The sequence below is a fragment of the Pseudovibrio flavus genome (assembly GCF_009711345.1).
In the GTDB taxonomy this organism is placed as follows: Bacteria; Pseudomonadota; Alphaproteobacteria; order Rhizobiales; family Stappiaceae; genus Pseudovibrio; species Pseudovibrio flavus.
In genome coordinates this window covers 230,022-256,442 of sequence record NZ_SMMA01000063.1, presented here as the reverse complement: position 1 = coordinate 256,442, position 26,421 = coordinate 230,022, and the positions used below count along the sequence as shown (strand labels likewise).

Genomic DNA, 26,421 nt, shown 5'->3' with positions numbered 1-26,421 from the left:
GAGTGGCTTTGAGGGTGGTGCCCGCGAAGTATTGGAAGATTGCGCTTCTCAGGCAAGTCGGCCGTTCTCACTCAAAGGCGTCAATATTGAAACCCATATGGTTGCAGCACCTCAGTTGGCTCTAGAAGCAGCCGCAAAGCTCTGTGAAGCCGAGGGCATTCCAGCTTACATTCTGGGTGACAGTATTGAAGGCGAAGCCTCTGACGTTGGCGTTGTTATGGCAGGTATGGCCCGTCAGGTTGAGAAATACGGCCAGCCGTTCAAGGCTCCATGTGTTCTGCTTTCCGGCGGTGAGACCACTGTAACGCTGAAGGGCAATGGCCGCGGCGGCCGCAATGTGGAATTCCTGCTTTCTCTCGCTGTTGCCCTTGATGGACAAAAAGGCGTTTACGCGCTTGCAAGCGATACTGACGGTGTCGACGGCATTGAAGAGATTGCTGGCGCATACTGCGATCCAACCACGCTTGCTCGCGCTTGGGACAAGGGCATCAACCCGCGTGAAGCGCTGACCAACAACGACGGACATGGCTTCTTTGAAGCCATTGGCGATAGCGTGATTACCGGTCCTACCCGCACAAACGTCAACGACTTCAGAGCAATTCTGATAGCTTAACCACTCAGGAAACCTACTGAACAAACCCAGCCTTTGCGCTGGGTTTGTTTTTTCGCAAGAAAAAGCCCGCCACAAATGTGGCGGGCATCAATCGCAAGGAAAGCGCTATCTATTCAAAAAACTCAAGGAAGGGATATTGATCGATAGAGCGACGATTGATCTCTTACTCAAGCTTCAAGCGCCTTAGGATTAACGATCAAGCTCGCATCATGACAGCCATCAAGGTAGTTCAATGCATTAATGGTAGCGCCATAGCACATTCTCGCCATCGCCTGCTTTGTCTGCGCTGCGCAATGCGGCGTCAAAATCATCCGCTCGTTCTCAAGCAAAGGATTGTCGGATTTCGGTGGCTCGGAAGAATATACATCAACGCCAGCTGCAAAAACATGACCTTCACGGATTGCTTCATCGAGCGCCTTCTCATCAATCAATGCACCGCGAGCAGTATTAATTATAATGGCGCCTGGTTTTAGTTTCTGAATCCTTTCGCCAGAGAGGAGGTATCCATCCTCAGGCCCCTTCGGCGCATGAATACTCAAGGCATCTGCATTTGAAAGTGCGTTATCCAAATCTCGCTCCAAGATGTAACCTGCTTTTTCGACATGAGCAGCATCGACAAATGGATCGTAAACTGTAACTTTCATGCCAAGTGCAGTGCAGAGCTCTGCCATTCTGCCGCCAATTCGGCCAAAACCGACGATGAGCATATCGCGCCCATCCAGCTCCATTGAATCAATCGCTTCACGGTGATTGAAATTATGCACCCGCACCGCTGCATCGTAGCTTTTGATCTGCTTGGCAGCGCTGAGCAGTAGGGTAAGAGCATGTTCAGCTACAGCACGCGATGTAACGTTTCCGGTAACGATTACCGGAACGCCCGCTTCTGTTGCCGCCGCTACGTCAATGTTATCGCAGCCCACACCTGTACGAGCGATGATCTTCAAGTTCTTGCCTTGAGATAGTACCTCATTGGGAAACGGCAAATAGCGCAGAACCAGCGCTTGAGCGTCCGCAATTTCCTTGGCAAGCGTTTCAAGATCAAACTGCTGAACATAGACGCTCTGGATGTCGCTGCGCTCCTGCAGCAATGCGGTGGCGGTGCTTTCTAACCCACCGTATACAACAAGTTTCTTCATAGACTAACCATTTCAACTGAGTAGAGTGGAAGCCCATTCAACAACACGGCGACCACCAAAATAGAACCTGCATTCGAAGCTGTACGCTATCTGCCAGCGACGACCTTCTTTAGTGATATTATCTTAAAAGGAATATTATTGTATTAGGAGATTATCTTAGATATAGTATCTTTTAGAGGGCAGGCGCAATTAAATACCAGTGCAATTCAAGCCCTAAAGGATAAACTGGATTTCGTTTTGGCGACCAAGGGTGTATCTGATCAAATTACCCCAACAAAACGAACAGTCGTAGCGAGAAGATCATACAAATGGCTCAAGAGAAGAAGCAGACACTTACGGAGAAAGTTAAGCTGGATCTTCGTGCTCGAATTGAAGCCAATGAGTATGAGGTGGGCACCAAGCTTCCCAAGGAGAAAGATCTTATTTCTATGCTCGGCGTTAGCCGCACCGTTGTTCGCGAAGCGTTGGCCCAGTTAAGCGCAGAAGGTCTTTTGGAGATTAAGCACGGGGTTGGCGCCTTCGTGACGTCTCCCCAAAATGGGGAGCAATCCAGAGGCCTATTCGACCACAAGTTCGAGACCGTCGCTGAAATTCTGGAGCTGTTTGAACTGCGCTTGGGTATTGAGATTGAAGCATCCGGCCTTGCTGCGGTTCGCAGATCTCCTGCGCAAGATGCGGCGATCCGTGAAGCCTTTCAAGCATGGAAAAGCTCCCTCGAGACAGGCGAGAATACCGGCGCTCTGGACTTCGAAATGCATCTTCGCATAGCAGAAGCTACAAATAACCGCTTCTATGCGGAGTTTCTTCAGTTCATGACAGACAAGTCATCGGAGAAATTTGAACAAATTCGCTTCTCTGGCCGCGTAGCAATCAAACTCAATCGGACAGAACAGCTTATTGAAGAGCACAAGCAGATAATTGATGCGATTACACTGCAGCAGCCAGAAAAAGCCCGCGAAGCTATGCGCGAGCACCTAAAAGGCAGTGAACACCGCTTCCGTGAACTCTCCCTTCAAATCTGAGTAAGAGTAAGGCCGGAGGAAGGTACGCTTTCCTTCAAAACCTTCACCGCATTTGGGCAGAGTGATGCCTACGCTGCACACATAAAGCCGCTGCAACCTAGCACGTCGAGTTCTTCGAATAGCCATTTTATGCCCGCTTCACCCGCTCCTGGTTCTACTCGCACCGGGACACTGCCTGAGCGATGCTAGCGGCGCAAACCACCGTCTAATCAAGCGAATATAAATGAGTTCCGCTTATGAAGCCTGCAGTCTTCTAAGACCTGCTTCTTTCACCACTTCTGCCACTTGCATGAACTGCTTTTCAAGGGGTGAGGATTTTCGCCATACCAAGCCCACTGTGCGCGATGGACGGGGCTCTGCCAGCTGCGCGACCGATACGGATGAGGAACGGGTTTCGATAGGTACAGCCATTTCCGGAATGAGTGTTACGCCGATGCCCGTGCCCACCATCTGTACTAGAGTTGTCAGGGAACTGCCCTCCATCATCTCACTGGGTGCTTCATCGCCAATACTGCAAAACGACAGGGCCTGATCACGAAAACAGTGCCCCTCCTCCAAGAGAAGCAGCCTCATTTCCCGAAGCTTTTCTGAATTCGGTATGGGCTTGTCGCTATCCTGCAGCGGTCGCACCAGTACGAACTCTTCTCTAAAAAGCTCAATCTCCCTCAAGCTCGGCTCGGAGATCGGTAGTGCCAGAATTGCCATATCAATGCGGCATTCGATGAGGTCTTCAATGAGCGTCTTTGTAACCGTTTCCCGCGGCCGCAAATCGATACCCGGGAATTTGGCCGAAAGTGCTTGAATAACCTGAGGCAGGAGATAAGGCGCGATGGTCGGAATAATACCAAGGCGAAGCTTCCCTACCATCGAAACGGTAGTAGACCGCACAAGGTCGTCAAGCTCGTCAACTGCGCGAAGAATGCCCCTTGCCCGTTCGGCGAAGTCCTCTCCAAGTGCCGTTAGGCGAACTTGTCTGGCGCTGCGCTCCACCAGCGGCGCGCCGACGATTCCTTCCAGCTCGCGAATCTGCATAGAAAGCGCTGGTTGCGTTATTGCACAGTCTTCGGCAGCTTTACGGAAGTGACCATGTCGGGCAAGCGCCTCAAAGTAACGTAGATGCTTCATGGAAAACTTAGCCATAAGAAAATCTTATCACGAAAGTCAGGTAATGCAATTGGCCTTCATTTTTTATTATTGATAGGCTTCGCTCAGTTTCTTTGGCAAGCAATCGAGTTTGGTCGCCGGCAAACAAGTTCACAAAACAAGCCGAAGCCAGAGCAACAAAACCACGGTTAGGAGTTTAATGATGGACGCGAAAGTAGGTGGCTGCCCCGTTGCACACGGCGGGAACACTTCAATGGCAAAGCCGGTTACCAAGTGGTGGCCCAATGCCCTGAACCTTGACATTCTGCACCAGCACGGCGCTAGAACCAACCCGATGGACGAAGGCTTCAATTACCATGACGCGGTGAAGAAGCTGGACTTTGACGGGGTTAAGGCTGACGTTCGCGCCCTTTTGCACGATAGCCAATCTTGGTGGCCAGCAGACTGGGGTCACTACGGCGGCTTGATGATCCGCCTGTCTTGGCACTCTGCAGGTTCTTACCGTATGCAGGACGGTCGTGGCGGCGGCGGTTCCGGCAACATCCGCTTCGCACCCCTTAACTCTTGGCCTGATAACGCCAGCCTCGACAAGGCACGCCGCCTTCTGTGGCCGGTTAAGAAGAAGTACGGTAACGCCCTTTCTTGGGCGGACTTGATCGTTCTGGCAGGAACGATTGCATATGAAGACATGGGCCTTAAGACCTTCGGCTTCGGCTTTGGCCGCGAAGACATCTGGGGGCCAGAAACAGACGTTTATTGGGGTTCCGAGAAAGAATGGCTCGCGCCATCAGAAGAGCGCTACGAAAACCTTGATGACGCGCACTCTCTCGAAAACCCTCTTGCTGCAACCCACATGGGCCTCATCTACGTGAACCCAGAGGGTGTGGACGGCAACCCTGATCCTGTAAAAACCGCTGCAATGGTTCGTGAAACCTTCGCCCGCATGGCGATGAATGACGAAGAGACCGCAGCCCTCACTTGTGGTGGCCATACCGTTGGTAAAGCGCATGGTGCGGTGAGCCACAAGAACATTGGTGTAGAGCCTGAAGCAGCAGGTTTGGAAGCGCAGGGCTTTGGCTGGGCGAACCCGGATCAGGACGGCAAAGCATCTCAGGCCTTCACCTCCGGCATTGAAGGTGCATGGACAAAAGAGCCAACAAAGTTCGATATGGGCTACTTCGATTACCTCTTCAAATACGACTGGGTACTCAAAAAATCTCCTGCCGGTGCTTGGCAGTGGGAGCCAGTGAATATGCCGGAAGAAGAAAAGCCGGTAGATGCAACTGACCCGTCTATCCGCCATAACCCGATTATGACGGACGCCGATATGGCAATGAAAGTAGATCCGGTTTACTTCGAAATCTGCCAGAAGTTTATGGCTGATCCAGAATACTTCCGCGATGCTTTTGCCCGCGCATGGTTCAAGCTGACCCACCGCGATATGGGACCAAAAGTACGCTACGTAGGCCCGGATGTTCCTGCAGAAGATCTGATCTGGCAGGACCCGGTTCCAGCAGGCAAAACCGACTATGATGTAGCTGCTGTCAAAAAGCTGATCGCAGAGAGCGGCCTGAGCGATGCCGAGCTGATTTCTACTGCTTGGGATAGCGCAAGAACCTATCGCGGCTCTGACAAGCGCGGCGGCGCAAACGGTGCTCGTATCCGTCTCGCTCCGCAAAAAGACTGGGAAGGCAACGAACCAAAGCGTTTGGCAAAAGTGCTTGCTATACTGGAGCCTATCGCAGCTAAAACAGGTGCCTCTGTTGCGGACGTGATCGTTCTCGGCGGCAACGTTGGTCTGGAAAACACTATCAAAGCTGGCGGCCACAGTGCAGAGGTTCCATTTATCGCAGGTCGCGGCGATGCAACTGACGAGCATACCGACGCAGCGTCCTTCGAAGTACTGGAGCCACTATCTGACGGTTTCCGTAACTGGCAGAAAACCAAGTACTTGGTAAGCCCAGAAGAGATGATGCTGGACCGCGCTCAGTTGCTTGGCCTGACAGCTCGTGAGATGACCATCCTTGTTGGCGGTCTGCGTGTTATCGGTGCCAACTATGACGGCAGCAAGCATGGTGTGTTTACAGACCGTGAGGGCGCACTAACCACGGACTTCTTTGTAAACCTGACGGATATGGATTTCAGCTGGCACCCAGCTGCAAATGACACCTATGAGATCCGTGAGCGTGATACAGGCAAGCTGAGATGGACTGCCACTAGCGCAGATCTGGTGTTTGGTTCCAACTCCATCTTGAGAGCATATGCTGAAGTCTACGCCCAGAACGACAACGAAGAAAAATTCATCAAAGACTTCGTTGCCGCATGGAACAAAGTGATGAACGCTGACAGGTTTGACATTCACTCATAAGTCCAGCCAACGCCGAGCAGGTTCAGCCTGCTCGGCTTTTTTGCGTTCTGCTGGCAACTCCCCTACCGGCACACTGCCAACCTCTAATTGTTGTTGAGTTTTTTTCAGGACACTATTGGAGAAGTAAGGGAATACTCAAATATAAAACTCCGACAATCTAATTCATTATTTTCACCAATAGGGCGGCCAAAACAGCGCCGGACTACGAAAAGTAGTCACCAAGCCAACGATTGGTGGGAGTAAGTAAGTTGGATATCAAGAAATTTAGAAACACTGTTCTGGCGTCCGTAGTAGCAAGCACATTCGTGATTGGTGCGGCCGCGGCAGACACTATGCGTCTGACCCATAACGTGGGCGACACAACCACGTGGCACAAAGGTGCCGAGCGCTTCGCAGAGCTTCTCAAAGAAAAAACCGATGGCGACTATAAAATTCGCATCTTCCCGAACTCCCAGCTAACCGGAGGCGACCAATTGCGTCAGCCTGAAATGGTTGGCCGTGGCGCTATCGATTTTGTTCTGACTTCTGCGATCAACGTTACCCCGCTGATTCCTGAGATGGCTGTTTTCTCGCTGCCATACCTCTACTCCAACTACGATGAAGTAGACGCCACCACCCAGAACGGCCCTGCTGATATGCTCTCCGACATTTTGCTGGAGCGCGGCATCGTGGTTTTGGCTTGGGGTGAAAACGGCTTCCGCGAGCTGACAAACAACACCCGCCCGGTGAAGTCACCTGATGACCTTAAAGGCCTAAACCTGCGCGTCGCCGGCCCAATGTATATCGACGTGATGAACGCACTTGGCGCGAACCCTCAGCAGATGCAGTGGTCAGAAACTCTGACAGCTCTGCAGCAGGGCGTGGTTGATGGTCAGGAAAACCCGATCGGCGCGGTTATCATTCCTCAGCAGGTCTTCGAAATGCAGAAGTACCTGACTGCATGGCACTACTCATACGACGCGATCTTCCTTGGCATCTCCAAAGCTAAGTGGGACAAGCTGGACGATGCTGGCAAAGCACTCTTCCGTGAAGCTGCTGAAGAATCCATGCAGTATCAGCGTGAAATCTCTCGTCAGGCAACGGCTGAGGGCATCGACTTCCTGCGCGAAAAAGGCATGGAAGTTTACGAGCCAACTGCAGAAGAGCTTCAGGCTTTCCGTGCAGCGACCAAACCTGCATTTGATGAGTGGGCAACTCGCGTAGGCCCAGAGATCGTTTCGGCATTCCAGAACGCGATCAACTCTGTTCAATAAAACAAAGAGAAACCAAAGGGCGCCCCTTCCCCATTAATCGGAAGCGGGCGCTTTTTGAGCTTTCCACCAAGGCACTATACTCATGGCTTTCTTGTTTCGTGAGGCGGAAAAAATCATTTGCGCCGTCATTTTTTTGGGCATGACCCTTCTGGGTTTTGCCAATGTTGTTGTGCGCTACGGCACTAACTTTTCTCTCGCTGCTACCGAAGAACTGCTCACTAACGGCTTTCTTCTTCTCACGGTCTTTGGTGCTGCAATCGCCGCCCGCCGTGGTGAACACCTCGCCGTTACCCTCATCCATGATATTTTGCCTCCGGTTCTACGCAGGGCCGTTTTCATTTTCTCCGCATTCGTGTCGGTGACACTGCTGGCCTTGTCCGCCTATTTCTCTTGGGAAGTACTGTTTAACCAATGGTCTAGCGGCATTCAGTCTTACGCGCTCGGCATTCCTGCTTGGTACTATCAGGCAGCTGTTCCGTTTGGTTTCGCCCTTATCCTTTTCCGATATCTGCAGCACGCTTTTGAGACCACCCGTCCAAGCTCGACAGGTCAAGTAGAGACACTTCCTCATGTTTGAGAGCTTTTTGGACCTTTCAGCCGGAACGCAGATGGTTCTGCTGTTCTTCATCCTAATGTTTTTGCGCGTGCCTGTGGCGTTCTCGCTCGGCGCTTCTGCAATTTACACCATGTGGCAGATCGGCTTTGGCTTGGAAATGGCGGGCGATCTCATCGCCACCGGTATCGCCAAGTATTCTCTACTGGCTATTCCGTTCTTTATTCTGGCCGGTACTCTTATGGGACGACTGGGCATTGCAGAGCGAATGATCCGGTTCTTTCGTGTGCTGATCGGCTCCACGCCAGGTGGTATGGGTGTTGTCGGCACCGTCGTTTGCCTATTCTGGGGCGCGGTATCTGGCTCCGGCCCTGCATCTGTTGCAGCCATTGGACCAGTCATCATCAAGGGCATGGAAGAAGATGGCTACGCGAAAGAGTTTGCAGCAGGGCTCGTATGTACCGGCGCGGCGCTTTCCATCGTAATTCCGCCATCCATCGGCTTGGTGATCTTTGGCGTTATAGCGCAGGCTTCCATTTCCAAACTCTTTATGGCAGCCGTTGTTCCGGGCCTATTTATGGGCTTGGCAATGTTGGTCGTGTTGCCGTTTGCACGGAACAAAGACCGTAGAGGTGAACCTCACACTGCACTGGAAGCTTTAAGCCCTAACCCTTTTGAAGGCATGCCTTATAGCCAGCGCCTATGGGTTTCGTTCAAGGAATCTTTCTGGGGTTTGATGACGCCCGTTGTTATTCTTGGCGGCATCTACTCCGGTGTATTTACGCCGACAGAAGCAGCCCTTGTAGCAACCGTCTATGCCATTGCAGTGGGAGCCTTTGCGTATCGTACATTGACCGTGAAGGGACTGTATGAAGCACTCACCGATGCAGCAGCATCTTCTGCAGTTGTCATGCTTGTCGTTGCTTATGCCAGCTTGTTCGGTTGGGTTGTCACGGTAGAAGACCTTGTAGGCACTTACTCGGAAGCTCTACTTGGGCTTAGCGATAACGAATGGTGCATCCTTCTAGCAATCATGGTCATTCTGCTCATTGCAGGTATGTTCATGGATGCGGTGACGGTGATGTATATTTCCCTGCCGATCTTCCTACCGGTAATGAGAGAGCTCGGCTGGGACCCAGTATGGTTCGGCGTTGTTGTCATGATTAACTTGGCGATCGGCTTGATCACCCCGCCTGTTGGCATCAACCTTTACGTGGCTGCAAACGTTACCCGTCAGCCTATTGAGCGTATCGCAATTGGCGCTATGCCATTCCTCATCGCCAGCCTTGTTGGCCTTGCGATCGTGGCGGCCATTCCTCAGATCACGCTATTTATGATCAACTAAACCGCAAAGTGGTATGGTGCGCTTAAACACTAAACGCACCATACACCCATGACCTCTAGAATTTGTAGGCGATGCCAAGAGAAACTTGGTTCTGGTGACCCTCGATGCTAAACGGCGGATAACCGTTGAAATCATATTCCTCTTTACTCATCTTCAGGTGTTTGTAATCAACACGTGCGGTAACGTTGTCGGTCAGCTTGGTCTCAAGGCCCCCTCCAACAGCAAACCCAACATGCGTATTGGAAGCCTTTTGCCCATCATCAAACCGCCTTACCTCATATCCTGCTAGCCCGACGCCAGCGGATAGGTAAGGTAAAAAGTTGCCTGCGTCATATCCTACGCGTACGGTGCTTGTTGCACTCCACTTTGCATGCGACCGAGTGAAGCCTGACGAACTAACCGCTGTAAAATTGGAAGCGGTTACATCGGCCTCAACACCAAAGACAAACTGATCGATGGATACTGTATAGCCAGCAAAAGCCCCACCGATTCCAGACTCTAGAGACCTTGTGTTTCCGAGACTATCTTTCCCGGAGATAGAGCCAAGTCCGCCTTTCAGGCCCAGATGAACGCCATCCCAACTTCCGAACTCATCGGCAACAGTGGTGGTCGGCGCTACCAACATGCATGCAGCTACAAAATACTTAAGCATCAAAATTTCCAATAATAACTATATATCCCGATGCTATTTCTGCCTTCATTATGGTTAAAACTACGTATATTTACACATTGCACCATTAAACAATTTGAAATTCGCATTTCAACGAAGCGCTAAAGCGGCGGCGCCTCTAGCGGCCGCATAGCTGCCAGAGAATTCCGAAACAGAGATCGACGGCTGCAACAGCGTCCCTCTTTCAGTTTCCGCGAGCTTGGAAAAATCAACTCGGGAAACCACCGCCTTGAGGATCGCTGGCGGCATAGTTCCGCCTACAACAATGCCTTGCGGGTCATAAAAGGCCGTTGCCAAGAAAAGCATATCAGTCAGCTGTAAGCTGGCCTTTTCCAGCCAATCATCAAACAGAGACGGCTTTGTCTCGTATAGCGACACAAGCTCTGCAGAAGAGGTTACGTGGTGGCTGTGCCTTCCAAGGTATTCCAACAAGTCCTGAGTAGACGGACGCGACTTACCCCATCTTGTTAGCGCACCCATCTTACCGGCGTTGCCGTGATGTCCGCGATAAACCTCGCGCAAAAGAACCGGAGCACCGCCAATACCCTTGCCTATATAGGCATAGAAGAAGCTTTCGTATCCTTCAGGGTTGCCGAGCATGTTCTCGCAGGTTGCCGCTGCAATCGCATCGTTTTCCAGTCTAACCGGCACATTGAAGGCCGCGCCTAGCTGAGCAACGATCTCATCCGCGTTCCATGCCTTCATGCTGGAGGATAGGACAACGCTTTGTCGGTCGGACATAAAGTTGGCTGAAAGAGCAAGCCCGATGCCGTTTAATTTGCTTTGCTCCAACCCCTCTGCAACCATCAGCGCTTGGAGTTTCTCGCTGGCAAAAGACGTTGCCTCTTCCGGTGAGCTGAAAGTGTTCTCCTGCCGGTACTCGCCGCGAATCCCCCCAGCCAAATCCATCAGCACCATAGTGATGTGATCGGGTGATAAAGAAAGCCCCGCTGCACAAGCAGCATCACCCTTAAGGCTTAGAGACACAGCAGGTTGTCCACGCGTACCAATGCGCTTCTTCTTACCCTCTTGAAGCAAGCCAGCTTCAATCAACGTGCGAATTTGAACGCTAATGGAAGCTGGAGTTATGCCAATTAAATCAGAAAGATCAGCGCGGGAAAGGCTGTCATTACGGCGCAGTAAATCGATGATTTGTTTTTGTGTTTCGGACAGTGAAAGGGGCAATTCTGTGAGCCTCAAAACGCAGAGGACGCTCCGGTCCATCTGGAAAATTCATTATTAATTTGCCAAAGTGTCATTAATTAGTCAAACTAACTAAATAAATATATTTGTATTCGCGGTGGCAAAACGCACCGTAGAAACTCTTATTGGTGGGGATGGGTTCATATGTCAATGAAGGCGATTATTGGTTCAGCGCTTGTGGCTGCTACCGCTCTTACAGCAGCGCCTGCTGCTATTGCTGAAGAAGTAACGGTTAAGCTTTGGTCGCGCGCTGACCGTGCAGGACCACTGCGTGCAGGCAATATTGTTGCAGCAGCAGATACTTTGAACGAGATGCTGAAAGCCGCGGGCTACGACAAGACTGTAAAGGTCGAGTTGATTGAGACCAATGCAAAAGGCTTCGATGCGGATGCTTTGGACCTGCTGAAAGCTCACAGTGTTGGTCAAGGGCCAGACATTGCCGTTGCTGCGCACGAGTGGATCGGCTCTTTCGTGGAAGCTGGCTTTGCCGCAAATCTTGAAGGCCACATCGCGTCTGTTTCTGACATGTACGCCGACATCATCCCTAGCCTCTGGACTTCCGTTTCCTACAAAGGCGAGCGCTACGGCGTGCCGCAGGATTCTGAAATCCGTATGTTCTTCTACAACAACGACAAGCTGCGCGAGCTTGGCAAGTCCGAAGAGTTCATTGCAGGCCTGCCAGCCGCAGTCAACTCTGGTGAATTCACCCTGTACGACGTCTGTGATCTAGCAGGTGAAGCCGTTGAAAAGGGTGTTGCCGAACAAGGTCTTCTGCACCGCCCGAACGTCGGCCCTGACTTCCAGATGCTGATGGCCTCCTTCGGCATCGAAATGTACAATCAGGACGAAGCGAAGTTGCAGGTTTCTGCCAGCAAGCTTGAAGAGTATTTTGGTTGGCTCAACTACTGCGTTGGCAAGAAAGCAATCCCTGCTGACATGACCTCTTGGGACTGGTCTTCCGTTCACAACGCATTCCGTGGTGACAAGACCGCTCTCATCAAGTTCCATGGTATTTGGCACGGCAACAACCAGCTCAAAGCATGGGGTTTGGAACTGAGTGACAAAGAAGGCTACTTCGACAAAATCACTTGGACGAACGCCCCTTCCGCATCCAAAGGCGGCGAGCCTTCCAATATGTCCCACCCGATCGTTTACGTTGTTAACGAGCAGTCCGAGGTGAAGGATGTTGCAGCAATGCTGGTGGCGCTTGCTTCCCAGCATGTTCCTAACACGCGTCACGCGGTAACCACCAACCATACGCCAATCGCTTATGGCCAGACAGCAATGCCTGAGTTTGTCGAAAAAGGCTGGCTGCAGATCGCAGGTACTCCGCTGCTTCAGTACGCGCAGTTCATGCCAAACCACTCCAAGATCGGCCAGTACAACGCCATCACTTTCCAGGGTGTTCAGGCAGTTGAAACTGGCGAAATGGGCCCGGAAGAAGCTGCTGAGTTCGTACTCGACGAACTACAGGCAGAACTCGGCGATGACGTGATCATCCTCGACTAATACGGCAACCATGCCATGCGTCGGAGGGGCCTCATGCCTCTCCGGCTTTTCTATGCGGGCAACTCTCCATGCACTCTTCTCTACAAAGCGCTAGTAAACGCCGGCAGGTGTCGAATGCAGCCCTGTTTATGGGGCCAGCAATCCTCCTCTTACTGCTGTTTTTCATAGCGCCGATCATTCTCAATATCTTTGTCGCGTTCTCCGACATGCACCAGACAATCGAGTTTCGTGAATTCACCACGAAGCAGTTTGGTAAGCTGTTCAAGGCTGACGATGACGCCCTGCTGGGCTTTTCTCTGCGCTATGCCTTCAACAAAGCTCTGGTGCTCTCCGCGATTTATGTGTTCTTCACGCTGCTTTTCTTCAACGTGGGCTTTGGGTTGATCCTCGCGATTACGACAACGTCTATCCCTGAGCGCCTCGGCACGTTCTACCGCGCTGTGTGGCTGCTGCCGCGTATGAGCCCGTCTGTTGTCTACGCCCTCCTTTGGCATTGGACGATTACGCCGACAGAAGCAGGCTTGTTCAACCAGATCCTCATTTATGCCGGTCTTGAGCCGATCAATCTGAAGCTCAACCACCCGATGCTACTGATCATTCTTGCGAACGGTTTCATCGGCGCTTCTATGGGCATGATCATTTTCACCAGCGCTATTCGCAGCATTCCGAAGCACTTGTTCTACGCAGCCAATGTTGATGGGGCCGGCCCGCTTTCCATCATCCGTTTCGTTATACTGCCAGCGTTGCGTTGGCCGCTGAGCTACATCACCGTTTACCAAACACTCGCCCTGCTGGTTTCGTTTGAATACATCTGGCTTCTCATGGGGCCGTCGCGTTCAACCATGACGCTGGCGATGCTGGCCTTCACCAAGTCTCTCGCGCCGGATATCGGCGGTGGGCAGTACGCATACGGCGCAGCCATCTCTCTCATTCTTATCATTATCGGCATTATCGCAGCTCTGGGCCTATGGCGTCTAACCAACATGAAAAAGCTGCTGCAAGCGCCAAAAATCGAGGTGCAATAAATGACCGAGGTTATTCATTCCCCTGCGCCTATTGAGGCAACTAAGGAGCAGTCCAACTCACCGGACTGGACTGCTCTTGCAAAGAAGGCAACCTTTGCAAGGCGCATGCGCCTTGGCCTGCTGCTTGCCTTCCTGACGCTTTGCAGCCTGCCAATCGTCCTGCCGTATTTCTGGATGTTCATGATCTCGTTCACCGCAAAACTGGGTGAGCCGGAATCTGGAACTATGTGGATCGCCTGCGCAATTCTGGGCCCTATCATTCTGGGCTATGGCGCGGCACATATTCTGCTGCCAAACCCGAAGGCACGATTGCTTGCAGGGGTGTTTATGGCAACAGCTGCCATCGGCTTGCTCTATGCGTTTATCGGCAGCGAATTCCACTTCTTCAACTACCGCTTCTTTGTAACACCGGACCTCATTGAGGGAACACTCGGCAAAGGTACTGTTGAAGGGCAGTTCCCTTGGGTATGGGAGGCGTTCGGCAACTCGCTTCTGTTGGCAGGTGCACAAACAGCTATCGTGGTGATCGTCTCTACGCTTGCCGGTTATTATCTCTCGCGCTTCGCCTTTGTGGGCCGCGCAGGCTTCCTGCAAAGTTTGCTCGTTTTGCAAGCTTTCCCTGCAATGACGCTTATCATCCCGATCTTTCTCATCTCCCACTATGCAGGCCTGCTCAACACCTTGGTCGCGCCAATGTTGGTCATCACGGCGCTGGAACTTCCGTTCTTCATTTTCATCATGAAAGGGTTCTTTGACGCTGTTCCTTGGGACATCGAAATGAGCGCGCTGGTGGATGGCGCAAGTCGTAAAGAGGCGTTTGCAAAGGTCGTTCTGCCGCAAGTGAAAGTGGGTATGATGGCCATTGCTATCTTCGCGTTCATCAAAGGGTGGGAAGAGTACATCTTTGTCTCATCCCTTCGCACTGGTTCCTCTTACTGGGTGATGAGCCTCTATCTCTACTACGTATCCGAGGACGTGATGGGCGTTGACTACGGTCTCGTTGCAGCTGTTGGCATGTTCTACCTAATGCCCGCACTGCTGCTCTATGTCTTCACCCAAAAGTACCTCACACAGATGTCTGTTGGCGGAATTAAAGGCTAGCTCCATGTCTAAAATTGACCTGAATAACATTACAAAAGCTTGGGGCGAAAAAGCTGCTGTCACAGGCTTGAACCTGTCTATTGCTGATGGCGAACTTGTAGCTCTGCTGGGACCATCAGGCTGCGGTAAGTCTACAACCCTCATGATGCTTGCAGGCATCTACGCCCCAACATCAGGGGACATCCTGTTTGACGGCCACCGCGTGAACGAAGTGGAGCCGCGAGACCGGAACGTCGGTATCGTGTTCCAGTCCTATGCCCTTTATCCCAACATGACTGTTCGCGAGAACATTCTGTTCCCGCTTCGGTTCAAGGGCAAAGTGGGAGCGGCCGAAAACAAAAGGGCCGAGGAAATGGCTGATCTAGTTGAGATCGGCGCTCTGCTGGATCGCCGCCCTTCGCAGCTCTCCGGCGGCCAACAGCAACGTGTTGCCTTGGCGCGCGCTCTCATCAAGCGCCCCAACCTTCTTCTACTGGACGAGCCACTTTCGAACCTCGATGCAACCCTGCGCCTGACCATGCGCACGGAGATCAAAAAGCTGCAACGGGAGCTTGGCGTAACAACCATTCTCGTTACCCATGACCAGCTTGAAGCCACAACCATGGCAGATCGCGTTGTCTGCATGAACGCCGGCACCATTGAGCAATCCGGTTCAGCCGATGATCTTTACCTACGCCCTTCGAGCTTGTTCATCGCAGGCTTTATCGGTTCACCGCAGATGAACCTTTTGCCTGCCACGGCAAGTGGAAATGCCGTCGCTTGTGGCGCTCTCCAGATGCCAATCACCGGCACGCTAAACGGCGATGTGATGCTGGGTCTGCGACCAGAATACCTCCGTTTTGCGGAAGAAGGCATTGGCGGGAATATTGCCAGCATCGAGCCGATGGGACGTGAAGTTCTTTACGCAGTGCAGACGGAGCTAGGCCTACTACGCGTTCTGGAAGCGGGGGCATTACCACGCTTATCAGCAGGTGAAACGGTGAAAATAGCCATCGAAAGAGACAAGAGCCTGATCTTTGATCAAGCACACGGGCAACGCACAGAGCTTAAGCTGGCAGCATAACGATGAAATTCATAAGCTATAACATTCAGTACGGCTTTGGAGCGGACGGTGTAAACGACCTTTCCCGAATTGCAAATGAGGTACGCGGTGCCGACGTGATCGCCCTACAGGAAGTAGAGCGCTTCTGGCAGCGATCTGGCGAGACCGATCAGGCGGCAGTGCTCGGCGAGCTTCTCCCAGACTACTACTGGGTCTATGGTGCAAACCTTGATATGGACGCCTCCACCAAAGATGCCGAGGGCCGCGTACACAACCGACGCCGCCAGTTCGGTACGATGATCCTGTCTCGCTACCCGATTATCTCGTCTCGTAATTTTCCGTTGCCAAAATACGCGACCATGACCCAGCATTCCATCCAGCAAGGCATTCTGGAAGCGGTCATCGCACTACCAAGCGGGCCGGTGCGCGCTTACAGCGTTCACCTTTCCCATCTGTGTAGCGAAACCCGCATTCCGCAGGTTAAGGCGATACTGGAGATCGTCAATCGCGCTCCGCTGGAAGGCGGCGCGTGGTGTGGCGGCCATCCAAACCCATCCTCCGGCTGGACAGAAGGCGAAATGCCGCCAATGCCGCGAGAAGCTATCATCATGGGCGACATGAACTTCACCAATGAGGCGCCAGAGTATGATCTGATAGTGGGAGTTAGTTCCCCCAAACACGGCCGACTGGTGAACCCGCTCGGGCTTGCGGATGCTTATGTTCTAGCAGGCAACGATGAATATGATGGTTACTCTGTCATTAGTCAGGAGTACCGCATCGACCATTGTTTCATCTCAAGCTGGCTTGCTCCAAAGGTCAAACAAGCTTGGATCGACACGGACGCGCAAGGCTCTGACCACTATCCTTTGCATTTGGAAATAGAGCTTTAGAGCCTTACCAGTTGTGTTGGGCACGCATAAAAAGTTTGCCCAACACCAACAGACCATGCGCCTATTTTTGAAGGCTGCTCTTGCTGAGGTAAACCGGTGGCAAGCGCTGGATGTGTTTATCCAGATGCTCAATGTGCTTCGCCATCTGATTGCGTGCGACGGATTTCTTGCCCTTAGCCAAGGCGCTCAAGATCAGCTTGTGTTCGTTGACCGCGCCCTTCTTATCCGCATTCACCAAAGGCAGCGGCCCGCAGTTGATTGCACGAAGGATATGCATTCGAGACTGCTCAATTGTATCCCAAAGCCGCTGGAAGCCAGTTAGCTCGCAGAGAAATTTGTGAAAGCAGAAGTCGATATTGTGGGCTGCTTCGAAGTCTTCGTCGTGAACAGCGATTTCTTGCGCATCAACAAAGGCGTTCAGCTTCGCCATTTCTTCATCGCTCAGACCGCGCTGCGCCAAGTGCTCAGCGACGGAGCATTCCAAAGCCGAACGGATAAATGCCTTCTCGCGAAGAAAATCGATATCGATCAAAGAAACGCGGGAATACTTGTTCGGCACCATCTCCACTAGCCCTTGCTGGGCAAGAAGGATCAACGCTTCACGTACTGGCGTAATCGATACGCCAAGGTCTTCGGATATCTTGTTTTTATCCAGTATCGTTCCCGGTGGAAGAGCGCAGGTAATAATCTGCTTTGCTAGTGTTTCCTGAATAATTTCCTTGGAAGACATCGAGGAACTTTCCGCCACTTCTTGTTAATCCACCTAATGAAACTCTTTTGGCACTATCTCAGGAGCAACTGCCAGCAGCAATACACCGGCTTACGTACTTATGCCCTGATCCTGAACCCTATTTCTGTAGCACTGCTGAAACCCATTTGTATTTTGACAAAACAACGGAAGTCACAGAGCTAACCAAACGCCCCAGCGCAGGGGGTATGGCAAAAGGGCTTGGACCTTGACTGGGAGGACAAGGTCCAAGCTTTCAGTGTTTACTTAGAAAACTCGAGTGTACAACCCTCCACCCGCATTTTGTTGATCACTTCCCAGTTCCAGTTGATGCCAAGACCAGCCTCTTCAGATGGGAACGCATAACCGTCTTCCATGCGCATGGTGTCATTGGTGATCAAGTCGAGCTGCGGGATGTATTCCAGCCAGACACTGTTTGGAATAGCGCATACGAGACCGAGGTGAAGTTCCATCAAGAAGTGAGGGCACACCGGAATATTGAAGGCTTCAGCCATATGAGCGACCTTCAAGAACGGTGTGATACCGCCAATACGCGCAACGTCGATCTGCGCGATGGAAGCGCCGCCCATAGCGAAGTATTCTTTGAACTGGCTGATGGAATATAGGCTTTCACCAACTGCAATCGGAACGCTGGTAGAACGAGCAAGCTGAACGTGCTGACCAACATCATCGCCATGGATTGGCTCTTCAAACCATGCGCAACCCACTTCTTCAAGAACGCGCGCACGGCGAATTGCTTCAGATGCATTAAAGCCCTGATTGGCATCGGTCATGATTTCGAAGTCATCACCAACTGCGTCGCGAACAGCGATCAAGCGAGCACGATCTTCAGAAATGTGGGCAGAGCCGAGCTTGACTTTGGAAGCTCTAAAGCCGTTTTCTTTTGCTTCCAGAGCCTCTTCTACCAGCTGGCTCTTTTCAATGTGCAGCCAGCCGCATTCGGTGTTGTAGAGAGGAATTTTGGTCTTAGCGCCACCAGCCATAATGTGCAGTGGCTGCTTAGCGCGGCGGCAACGCAGATCCCAAAGAGCAGTATCAATGGTTGCTAGCGCGAGAGACGAAATCGCACCAACAGTAGTTGCGTGGGTAACGAAGAAAAGCTCGCGCCAGATCGCTTCGATAGCCTCTGCTTCTTTGCCGATGAGGCGAGGAGCAAGAGTGTTCTTCAAAAGCGCGATAATGGAATGACCGCCTGTGCCGATGGTGTAAGCGTAGCCAGTACCAACACAACCATCGCTGTCCGTAATGCGGACAATTGGCGTTTCCTGAGATACAAAGCTCTGGATAGCGTCTGAGCGAACTGTCTTCGGCTTCAGATCAACCATCATCACTTCTACGCGTTCAATTTTCGCCATTTTTATTCTCCGATTTTATTCAAGTATTTGCAGATTTTTTATTTGCGGCGCTGTGGTGCGCCGGGAGTTCAAACTAGTTCATGAGGCTTGGCAGGAAGGTAGAGAATGCCGGTACGTAGGTAATCAGCAATAGACACACGATCATCGCATAAATGAACGGGATCAATGCTTTAACTACACGTTCCAGAGACACTTCACCGATAGAACTTGCAACGAAGAGGTTCGCGCCAAGTGGAGGCGTACAGAAGCCGATTGCAAGGTTACAGGTCATGATCACACCGAAGTGGATCTGATCTACACCCACGCTCTGTGCCACAGGAAGCAGGATCGGGGTCAGGATGATGATCGCCGCAACGGTTTCCATGAACATACCAACCAGAAGCAGAAGGATGTTGATGAGCGCCAGAACGATAATCGGGTTGTCGGACACAGTCGTGATGAGGTCTGCAACCTGATTAGGAACCTGTTCCATTGTGAGCAAGCGACCGAACGCGAACGCCATAACAACCATGATCAAACAGGTCGCAGAGGTGATTGCAGTACGGGAGAGCAGCTCTGGAAGGTCTTCCCACTTCAGTTCCTTGTATACGAACATAGAGATGAAGAAGGCATAGCCCACAGCAACAGCGGCAGCTTCAGTTGGAGTGAAGATACCGCCGTAGATACCGCCAAGAATGATGACAGGAACCAGAAGGGCCCAGATGGTGTTTCCATCATCGCTCTGTGCAGTTTCGGCCTTTTCTTGAGCACGGGCACGATTGTGCTCTTCCAGCTTTTCAATCGCCTCATTTAACGGAGACTTACAAGCTGTTGCGCCTGTCGCAAAAAGATAGCGCGCAATAACAGCGTAACCAGCACCGAAGAGAATACCCGGAATGACACCGCCGAGGAATAGATCACCAATAGACTGGTTCGCGGTTACACCATAGATGATGAACGGGATGGACGGCGGGATCATAACGCCGATCATGCCGGAGGCAGCTGTCAGCGCAGAAGAGAACCCGCGGTCATAGCCGCGCTTTTCCATTTCCGGCACCATGTTCGAACCAATCGCCGCAACGGTTGCCGGAGAGGAGCCGGAAATCGCAGCAAAGAACATGGAAGCAAGAATGTTAACGTAAGCAAGACCTGCTTTTACGTTACCAACGAGGCGCGCAGCAGAAGCCACGATACGGCGGGAAAGACCACCGCCCTGCATGATGTCACCAGCCAGAATGAACATAGGCACGGCAACGAGAACGAAGTTGTTAGCGCCGGTTACAGCACTTTTTACCAGCAACGTGACAGGTGGCGTATTTGGCAGCAACTCAAGAACGATAAGGGAGGCCATACCAAGGCACACACCCACCGGGGCGCCAAAGGCCACGAGGATCGCGAAGGATCCAAAAAGAACCATACTAATCATGGGGATGCCTTACAAAACGCTCGCAGCTTCAGGCTCTTTCAAAGCCCGAATGTCAATAATCAGGTTCTGAACCAGTCGATAAACCGAAAGAGCAGAACCGATTGGAAGGGAGGCGTAGAGCCAGAACACTGTAATGCGCTCACCCGTGAAAGGGAATTCCAGCACAGGCGAACGCTGACGCAGCATCAGCGGGCTGGTGCACTGTTTGTAACCGATCCATGCAAGCCAGACGAAGAAGATCACCATTGCAATGCCAACCGCAATGTACATCAAGCGCTGTACCTTTGGTCCGGCCATTTCAGGAAGAACAGTGATGCAGATGTGTTTGCGAGTTTTAAAGCCGTAGCTCACACCGATCCAGATGAACCATACAAAGGTCCAGCGAACCAGTTCTTCAGACCAGGAAAGGGAATTCCCCATTACATAGCGCATGAATACCTGCGCCATGATGAGCACAGCAATGGCAGCAACGGCAGTAACGAGGAAGTATTTTTCTAGATTTTCATCCAGAAGCTTCAGGAGTTTCATTATTAGGTTCTCACGAGGGATTTCGGGGGCCGTAGAAGCCCCCGAAAGAGATCTATGCTGGATTAACCTTTGTTCTCGACTGCCTTGCGGAGAACTTCATAAGCTTCTGGGTCAACCATACCCTTGAGGTCTGCGGAGATTTCGGAGATTCTGTCTTGGAATACCTTGATCTCTTCAGGGGATAGAGCGTTCACCTTGCCGCCTTCTTTTTCAAGAATAGCGATCATTTCCTGCTCTTCCTTGGCAATAATTGCCTGCTGGTGTGCTTCACCTTCCTTCACAGCGCGCAAAATCAGGTCCTGATAGTTTTCAGGAAGAGATTCAAAGCGGTCAGGGTTCATAACCACGATGTGAGTGGAGTACACGTGGTTGGTAAGGGAAACAAACGGGGCAACTTCGTAAAGGCGGCTGGTTACGATAGCGCTGAGTGGGTTTTCCTGCGCATCTACAACGCCCTGCTGCAGAGCGGAGTACACTTCACCGAATGCCATTGGTGTTGGGTTCGCACCGAGGTGACGGAACGCTGCCATGTGAGCGTCAACCTGCATGGTGCGGATCTTGATGCCATCAAGGTCTTCTGGCTTGTAGATCGGGCGTACAGAGTTGTTGATATTTCTGAAGCCAGTTTCAAACCAGCCGAGGCCTTTGAAACCGATTTCTTCTGCGCGTTTGAACAGCCACTCACCATAAGAACCGTTAAGAGCTGCCAATGCAGTTGCTCTGTCTGGGAACATGTAAGGCAGTTCGGAAGCTGCGAATGCGGTATCCCAACCCGCAAGAACAGCAACGGTGGAAGCGTTCAGATCGATTGTACCGTCCTGTACGAATTCTAGCAGCTCACGGTCTTCGCCCATCTGGCCATTCGCGTAGATTTCAACCGCGATTTCGCCTTTAGATTCTGCTTCAACAACTTCTTTGAATTTCTCCCATGCTTTATGCATGTGGAACTGCTCATTGTTTCCGTGCGCTACACGCAAGGTGTATTCAGCCGAATAAGCAATGCCCGACGCAAAAGTACAGCCCACAAGCACTGTGGTGGCCAAAGCTTTGCCTAGGTTCTGGAAACCAAATTTCATTTTCTTCTCCCAATCGTTGGTCAATTGCGACCAAACAAATCTCCGCTTCGGATACCTTTTTTGTCCGGAGCGGCCGTAAGGGGGCAGCGCTGAGATGAAACTAGCCGCATCCAGAAATCACTCGCGCTCGCCGCCCTACCGATATATTGGTAAATGGATTCAAATCTCGCATCAATCACGATCACTACTTAGATCGAATTTATGATCAACAATTTGAGATTATATAAATCTCATTATTTCAATAGGTTAACTAATGCAAAAAGAAACGTTTTCTGGGTATGTATATATTTACGTATTCCACGACCTCATCATCCAATATTTAATATATCAAAATATATTGGAGTATCCTGATGAAAATTGAGACTATGGAGTTCTTTCGAACGACGTCACCGCTCACTAGACCGATCGCCGACGCGACACATACGATTTCAGAAATCAGCTTTTATGTGGTTCGGTTGAGGTTGCGTAGCGGTGTGGTTGGCGAGGCATACCTTCTGTCTTTTCATTATTCCCGACACGCGATTGAGGGAGCACTTCGCGACCTCGAACCGCTTGTAAGAGGCAAAGATTGCAACCAAATTGGCATCTTCATGAAGGAAGCCCAGCATGAACAAGAATACTTTGGGCATGATGGCATACACAAAAATGCACTTGGAGTGGTCAATGTTGCATTGTGGGATGCACTGGGTAAATCGCTCGGCCAGCCAATATGGAAACTCTTCGGCACCACCGCTACAAGGGTCCCCATTTACGGCTCAGGTGGCTGGCTTTCCTATAGCACTGAGGAGTTGATCGAAGAGGTTCTCGGCTACAAGGCACGTGGGTTTAAGGCTGTAAAAATAAAGGTCGGCACGCCTGAAGAGCACGGCGGCGTCGAAGCAGATCTTGAGCGACTTCGTTTGGTTCGCGAGACGGTAGGCTCCGATCTAAAAATTATGATGGATGCCAATCAAGGAATGAACATTCCTGATGCCATTGCGCTTTCCAACCAAGCAAAGGAGCTCAACATCCTATGGTTTGAGGAGCCGGTCGTTCATACTGATTTCGAAGGCTTAGCCTTTTTGCGCCAGAAAACAGGCATATCAATTGCTACTGGCGAGAGAGAATACAGTGTTCGCCCACTGCAAGCGCTTATCCAAAAAAATGCAATTGATCTTTGGCAACCAGACCTAATTCGCATGGGAGGCGTCGAAGCGTGGAGAGAAAGCGCGTCCTATGCAAACGTTCACCATATCCCTGTGCTGCCGCATTATTACAAGGATTATGACGTGCCGCTTCTTTGCACTATTCCAAACGGGTTTGGTGCTGAATCCTTTGATTGGATTGATCCGATTATCGATAATCAAATGGTTATCAAGAACGGATTTGCCTATCCACGTGACCGTCCAGGCTGGGGTTTTTCTTTCCGTGATGAGCACTTGCAAGAAGTGAGGTGATCAATCCTCGATAACATTTCAGAAAGACCAAATGTTTACCGACTGCGCTATCAAACTTCTAATTTAGCGGCGCAGTCGGCGAAAGGAGTAACGCTTATTCCCAGCCGCGCACGGGCTCAAAATGCGTCATATCCTGATACTCACAAAACTCGACACGGTTAAATGTCAGAATTGGCTGTTCTGCGATGAATTTAGCATAGAGCTCGGCCATCGCCGCTTCTTGCGCACGCGCAGCGTCGGCGTTGAGCCACTTCAACATGTAATCGAAACTAATATGCATTTTGCTCGCTATGGCTTCTGGAGCAAAGAGTTTCAAAGCGTTTTCCAGATAGCTTCTGAACTGACACAGGCGTTCGGCATCTTCGTCGCTGGCTGGCTCAAGATAAAGCACATGGCCAGAAAGGGTTGCGGTTAGTTCCTGAGGTTTAAAGCTAATCGGAACCGGCGGCACTAGATCTTGAAGACGCTCAAGCATACGAGAGCTAGCCTCGCTCTGGCTCAAGTCCCTTGGAAAATCTTCCGGCCAATATCCCTGCTTCGGGTTGTCCATGTGCACACCTCTGAAAAGGGTCACATGAAAGCTGGAGGCAGGCAGATACGAAAAGCACTCATTGCCCGGCAACTGCTGCAAAGTTTCCTGCAGCTCAACCAGTAGATTATGCAACGGGCTTGGCTGCTCCGTATGGCACACAAACGTGGTGCCAGCAAAGCGAAGAGCAGAGCCATCAGCTGCAAATTTGCGGTTCAGTTCCGGCGGCGTTGTGCCAAGCCCCTCACCTGTCAATCTATTGAATACGGTCATTTCAGGATAATTTCCGTTTGGATCATTTCGTGATCGGAGATTGCTTCGCCAGCTTCATCTACAGACGGATGGATCGCCGAATTTTGCGCGTGAAGACCTTTCACAAACAACCAATCCAAGTGAGCACCTTCTCGATAGATGCCGCCGTATTTGCGGCAATCGCGGGTCGTTCCTCCCTCGCAGTTGCACTCCTGCCAGCTAAAGCCGTGCTCTTGCGCGATATCGAAAAGTCGTTCCTTGCGGAAGTCGAAGCCTTCCAGCGCAGCGCCAGCGTTGAAGTCACCGCCAAGAACGACTGGACGTCCATTCGCGTAGGCCTCCAGCTCTTTGAAGAGAGTGCGGGATTGGGCAGCGCGGCCCTCTACCTGACTGTCACTTTCCAAGTGCGCAGCGGCAGCGATAATTTCCTTGCCGTCCACCAACAGGGTAGCGAACACTGCGACGCGCTCACCAACGCGGCGGCGTTTAGTGCGCGGACTGATGAACCAGTCAGCAGCGTTGTCGAGCCTTACCAGCTTTGCATCAAGGATCGGGTAGCGGGAAATAACAGCATTGCCATGGAAGCCAGCCGCCTGAGAGGCATCAGCATCTTCACCCTGATACAGCTCACCAAATTCTACTGCAAATGCGTAGGCTGCGCCGAGAGGCTCTGCGATCTCCTTAGGTGCATGCTTGAAACCGGTGCGCCATACGCCGATGTCACACTCGCTCAGAAGGGCTACATCAATTTGATGTTTGAGCAGAATGTTTGCAGCGGTATCCAGCTCATGCCCCTGCTGAATATTCCATGCTGCAACGCGCAGAGTATTCTCTCTTAGCTCTGGAGAAGAAGCTGTTCCACCTACTTCAATCTGCAGCAGGCTTGGCGTCTCCGCATTTGCTTGCAATGCTGCTTCAGCAGTTCCTGGAAGAGCAAGAAGGCGAGCCCGTTCCGGGCCGTCGATTGGACTAAGTTGATCCACAATAAGGGATTGGCTGGTCATTTCATTTGATCTGATTAAGAAGGGATATCTAGCTGAATTCGGTTAGGGTCCGTGCCGCACAAACTGTAGATCGGCAGGTAGGCCGCACCAATTGCCGAGGCGGAGGAGCCAATGTCGGTGGCGCGGAGAAGAGGACGCGGAAATTCCGGTTTGTCCTCGAATAGCTTTTCAATATGGAGAGCGTCCGTCAGCACACCAACCACCTCTTTTGGCAAAAGGCCGCCGATAATAATCACCTGAGGCGCAAGCCACCAATGGGCAGATCCGATAGCCTGAAGTAGCTGATTTGCAGCGCGCTGGATCCAGCCATCAAATACGGCATTGCCCGCTCCGACAAAGCGAGAAATGTCCTTAAAAGAGTTACAGGTTTCGCCAGCGAGATTGAGCGTTTGAACGAGGTCGCGGCCGGAAGGGCGTGGCATGGAGTATGGGAACATACCGCCGATTTCACCAGCATTACCGCTGGTACCGCGAAACGGCTGACCATTGAGGATTAGTGCACCACCAACACCATAGCCCAAGTGCAAACACACCACGTTTTCTACACCGCGCCACTGGCCAGAATAGAACTCCGCGAGCGCAGCAGCATTTGCCACGTTATCTGCAAACACCGGCAAACCAAGCTCAGCGGTAAAACGCTCTTGTAGTTCACCGCTCCGCCAACGTCTTAAAGGCTCAGGCGGCTGGAAGTCCCCCGTATAGCGGTGGAAGTAGCCGGAAAACGCCATACCAACACCAAGAACCTGCTCTCTAGCGACGCCTGCCTGCGCCAACATTTGAGGCAGGACTTCAGCGGTGTTTGCAGGAATGTTCTCGGGGTTTTGTGCGTCGAACGGAACACGTTTTTTGTGCTCTACGTTTCCAGCAAAATCAAGCAGGACAACTTCCATCTCTTTGAGATGAAACGTAATGCCGAGAGAATAGGCACCACTACCGTTTAGTGCCAAAGGCAACGCAGGTTGACCTCTGCCAGATGCGATCTTCTCACCCTCACAGACCAAGCCTGCTTCGATAAGGTCGCGTGATATGCGCGTGAGCGAACCTGCCGTTAAACCAAGAAGTGCGGCCAACTGGTTTCTAGGCATAGGATCATACCGCCGGAGACACTCCAGAACGCGCTTATGACTATGCCCCAAGGTCAGCTTCATCGATTCCTCTTAGGTTAGGGAGCACCCATCTACCAGCATTACCCCTGCGACAGGATGGTAATCACATGGCCTGATATAGGTTTATTAAGTTCACCAATTCAACTTA

General features: G+C 51.6%; 24 protein-coding genes. 12 read left to right on the top strand and 12 right to left on the bottom strand.

Annotated elements, in window-relative coordinates:
- Window positions 1-613 (top strand): glycerate kinase type-2 family protein (locus tag E1162_RS13000; protein WP_306455037.1); only part of this gene is annotated, 613 nt, incomplete at its 5' end.
- 167 nt (window positions 614-780) lie between these two features.
- On the opposite strand, the gene E1162_RS12995 is transcribed toward E1162_RS13000, so the two are convergent.
- On the bottom strand, window positions 781-1,749 hold the full coding sequence (locus tag E1162_RS12995) for a hydroxyacid dehydrogenase (protein WP_155131643.1): 969 nt from the start codon (window positions 1,747-1,749) through the stop codon (window positions 781-783).
- Window positions 1,750-2,057: 308 nt separating this feature from the next.
- Here E1162_RS12995 and E1162_RS12990 point away from each other — a divergent pair, with 308 nt between their 5' ends.
- Window positions 2,058-2,771, top strand: a complete 714-nt coding sequence (locus E1162_RS12990; RefSeq protein WP_155131640.1) for a FadR/GntR family transcriptional regulator — start codon at window positions 2,058-2,060, stop codon at window positions 2,769-2,771.
- Window positions 2,772-3,005: 234 nt separating this feature from the next.
- Here E1162_RS12990 and E1162_RS12985 read toward each other — a convergent pair whose 3' ends face one another.
- Window positions 3,006-3,911, bottom strand: a complete 906-nt coding sequence (locus tag E1162_RS12985; RefSeq protein WP_155131637.1) for a hydrogen peroxide-inducible genes activator — start codon at window positions 3,909-3,911, stop codon at window positions 3,006-3,008.
- Between the two features lie 166 nt (window positions 3,912-4,077).
- Here E1162_RS12985 and katG point away from each other — a divergent pair, with 166 nt between their 5' ends.
- The 4 genes from katG to E1162_RS12965 all read left to right on the top strand — a co-directional run bounded on the left by katG (window position 4,078) and on the right by E1162_RS12965 (window position 9,394).
- Window positions 4,078-6,243 (top strand): catalase/peroxidase HPI, encoded by a 2,166-nt coding sequence (gene katG, locus E1162_RS12980; RefSeq protein ID WP_155131634.1) that lies wholly within the window; start codon window positions 4,078-4,080, stop codon window positions 6,241-6,243.
- Between the two features lie 248 nt (window positions 6,244-6,491).
- A complete protein-coding gene (locus E1162_RS12975; protein ID WP_257098953.1) occupies window positions 6,492-7,496 on the top strand; it encodes a DctP family TRAP transporter solute-binding subunit in 1,005 nt (334 codons plus the stop codon).
- A gap of 82 nt (window positions 7,497-7,578) precedes the next feature.
- Window positions 7,579-8,073, top strand: coding sequence for a TRAP transporter small permease (locus E1162_RS12970; protein WP_155131631.1), 495 nt, complete (start codon window positions 7,579-7,581; stop codon window positions 8,071-8,073).
- The gene (locus tag E1162_RS12965; protein WP_155131628.1) at window positions 8,066-9,394 is read left to right on the top strand and encodes a TRAP transporter large permease; all 1,329 of its coding nucleotides are present in this window, start codon (window positions 8,066-8,068) and stop codon (window positions 9,392-9,394) included. The genes E1162_RS12970 and E1162_RS12965 overlap by 8 nt, the downstream gene beginning before the upstream one ends.
- A 55-nt stretch (window positions 9,395-9,449) precedes the next feature.
- On the opposite strand, the gene E1162_RS12960 is transcribed toward E1162_RS12965, so the two are convergent.
- Both E1162_RS12960 and E1162_RS12955 read right to left on the bottom strand, forming a co-directional pair.
- The gene (locus E1162_RS12960; RefSeq protein ID WP_155131625.1) at window positions 9,450-10,046 is read right to left on the bottom strand and encodes an outer membrane protein; all 597 of its coding nucleotides are present in this window, start codon (window positions 10,044-10,046) and stop codon (window positions 9,450-9,452) included.
- Between the two features lie 108 nt (window positions 10,047-10,154).
- The gene (locus E1162_RS12955) at window positions 10,155-11,249 is read right to left on the bottom strand and encodes an ROK family transcriptional regulator (RefSeq protein WP_257098952.1); all 1,095 of its coding nucleotides are present in this window, start codon (window positions 11,247-11,249) and stop codon (window positions 10,155-10,157) included.
- A gap of 168 nt (window positions 11,250-11,417) precedes the next feature.
- Here E1162_RS12955 and E1162_RS12950 point away from each other — a divergent pair, with 168 nt between their 5' ends.
- The 5 genes from E1162_RS12950 to E1162_RS12930 all read left to right on the top strand — a co-directional run bounded on the left by E1162_RS12950 (window position 11,418) and on the right by E1162_RS12930 (window position 16,834).
- On the top strand, window positions 11,418-12,776 hold the full coding sequence (locus E1162_RS12950) for an extracellular solute-binding protein (RefSeq protein WP_257098951.1): 1,359 nt from the start codon (window positions 11,418-11,420) through the stop codon (window positions 12,774-12,776).
- 68 nt (window positions 12,777-12,844) lie between these two features.
- Window positions 12,845-13,801, top strand: coding sequence for a carbohydrate ABC transporter permease (locus E1162_RS12945; protein ID WP_155131616.1), 957 nt, complete (start codon window positions 12,845-12,847; stop codon window positions 13,799-13,801).
- On the top strand, window positions 13,802-14,902 hold the full coding sequence (locus E1162_RS12940; protein WP_155131614.1) for a carbohydrate ABC transporter permease: 1,101 nt from the start codon (window positions 13,802-13,804) through the stop codon (window positions 14,900-14,902).
- Between the two features lie 4 nt (window positions 14,903-14,906).
- The gene (locus E1162_RS12935) at window positions 14,907-15,965 is read left to right on the top strand and encodes an ABC transporter ATP-binding protein (RefSeq protein ID WP_155131611.1); all 1,059 of its coding nucleotides are present in this window, start codon (window positions 14,907-14,909) and stop codon (window positions 15,963-15,965) included.
- A gap of 2 nt (window positions 15,966-15,967) precedes the next feature.
- Window positions 15,968-16,834 (top strand): endonuclease/exonuclease/phosphatase family protein, encoded by an 867-nt coding sequence (locus tag E1162_RS12930; RefSeq protein WP_155131608.1) that lies wholly within the window; start codon window positions 15,968-15,970, stop codon window positions 16,832-16,834.
- A 61-nt stretch (window positions 16,835-16,895) separates the two neighbouring features.
- Here the strand turns inward: E1162_RS12930 and E1162_RS12925 are convergent, their stop codons facing one another.
- The 5 genes from E1162_RS12925 to E1162_RS12905 all read right to left on the bottom strand — a co-directional run bounded on the left by E1162_RS12925 (window position 16,896) and on the right by E1162_RS12905 (window position 21,946).
- On the bottom strand, window positions 16,896-17,564 hold the full coding sequence (locus tag E1162_RS12925; protein ID WP_155131605.1) for a GntR family transcriptional regulator: 669 nt from the start codon (window positions 17,562-17,564) through the stop codon (window positions 16,896-16,898).
- 260 nt (window positions 17,565-17,824) lie between these two features.
- Window positions 17,825-18,937, bottom strand: coding sequence for a mandelate racemase/muconate lactonizing enzyme family protein (locus tag E1162_RS12920; RefSeq protein ID WP_155131602.1), 1,113 nt, complete (start codon window positions 18,935-18,937; stop codon window positions 17,825-17,827).
- A 73-nt stretch (window positions 18,938-19,010) separates the two neighbouring features.
- Window positions 19,011-20,342 carry a TRAP transporter large permease gene (locus E1162_RS12915; protein WP_155131599.1) on the bottom strand — a complete coding sequence of 444 codons (1,332 nt, stop codon included), beginning with the start codon at window positions 20,340-20,342 and terminating at the stop codon, window positions 19,011-19,013.
- Between the two features lie 9 nt (window positions 20,343-20,351).
- Window positions 20,352-20,870 (bottom strand): TRAP transporter small permease, encoded by a 519-nt coding sequence (locus tag E1162_RS12910; RefSeq protein ID WP_257098950.1) that lies wholly within the window; start codon window positions 20,868-20,870, stop codon window positions 20,352-20,354.
- Between the two features lie 62 nt (window positions 20,871-20,932).
- Window positions 20,933-21,946 carry a TRAP transporter substrate-binding protein gene (locus E1162_RS12905; protein WP_155131596.1) on the bottom strand — a complete coding sequence of 338 codons (1,014 nt, stop codon included), beginning with the start codon at window positions 21,944-21,946 and terminating at the stop codon, window positions 20,933-20,935.
- Between the two features lie 350 nt (window positions 21,947-22,296).
- Between E1162_RS12905 and E1162_RS12900 the strand changes: the two genes are divergently transcribed.
- The gene (locus tag E1162_RS12900) at window positions 22,297-23,382 is read left to right on the top strand and encodes a mandelate racemase/muconate lactonizing enzyme family protein (RefSeq protein ID WP_155131593.1); all 1,086 of its coding nucleotides are present in this window, start codon (window positions 22,297-22,299) and stop codon (window positions 23,380-23,382) included.
- A gap of 94 nt (window positions 23,383-23,476) precedes the next feature.
- Here E1162_RS12900 and E1162_RS12895 read toward each other — a convergent pair whose 3' ends face one another.
- Genes E1162_RS12895 through E1162_RS12885 form a run of 3 tightly spaced genes read right to left on the bottom strand, consistent with a single transcriptional unit; the run spans window position 23,477 to window position 26,315 of the window.
- Window positions 23,477-24,184: a DUF1868 domain-containing protein gene (locus E1162_RS12895; RefSeq protein WP_155131590.1), complete on the bottom strand. Its 708-nt coding sequence runs from the start codon at window positions 24,182-24,184 to the stop codon at window positions 23,477-23,479.
- Window positions 24,181-25,167 carry an endonuclease/exonuclease/phosphatase family protein gene (locus tag E1162_RS12890; protein WP_155131587.1) on the bottom strand — a complete coding sequence of 329 codons (987 nt, stop codon included), beginning with the start codon at window positions 25,165-25,167 and terminating at the stop codon, window positions 24,181-24,183. Before E1162_RS12890 ends, E1162_RS12895 begins: the two co-directional genes overlap by 4 nt.
- A 14-nt stretch (window positions 25,168-25,181) precedes the next feature.
- Entirely contained in the window at window positions 25,182-26,315 is a 1,134-nt protein-coding gene (locus tag E1162_RS12885; RefSeq protein ID WP_155131584.1) for an ROK family transcriptional regulator, read from the bottom strand.
- Window positions 26,316-26,421: the final 106 nt, after the last annotated feature.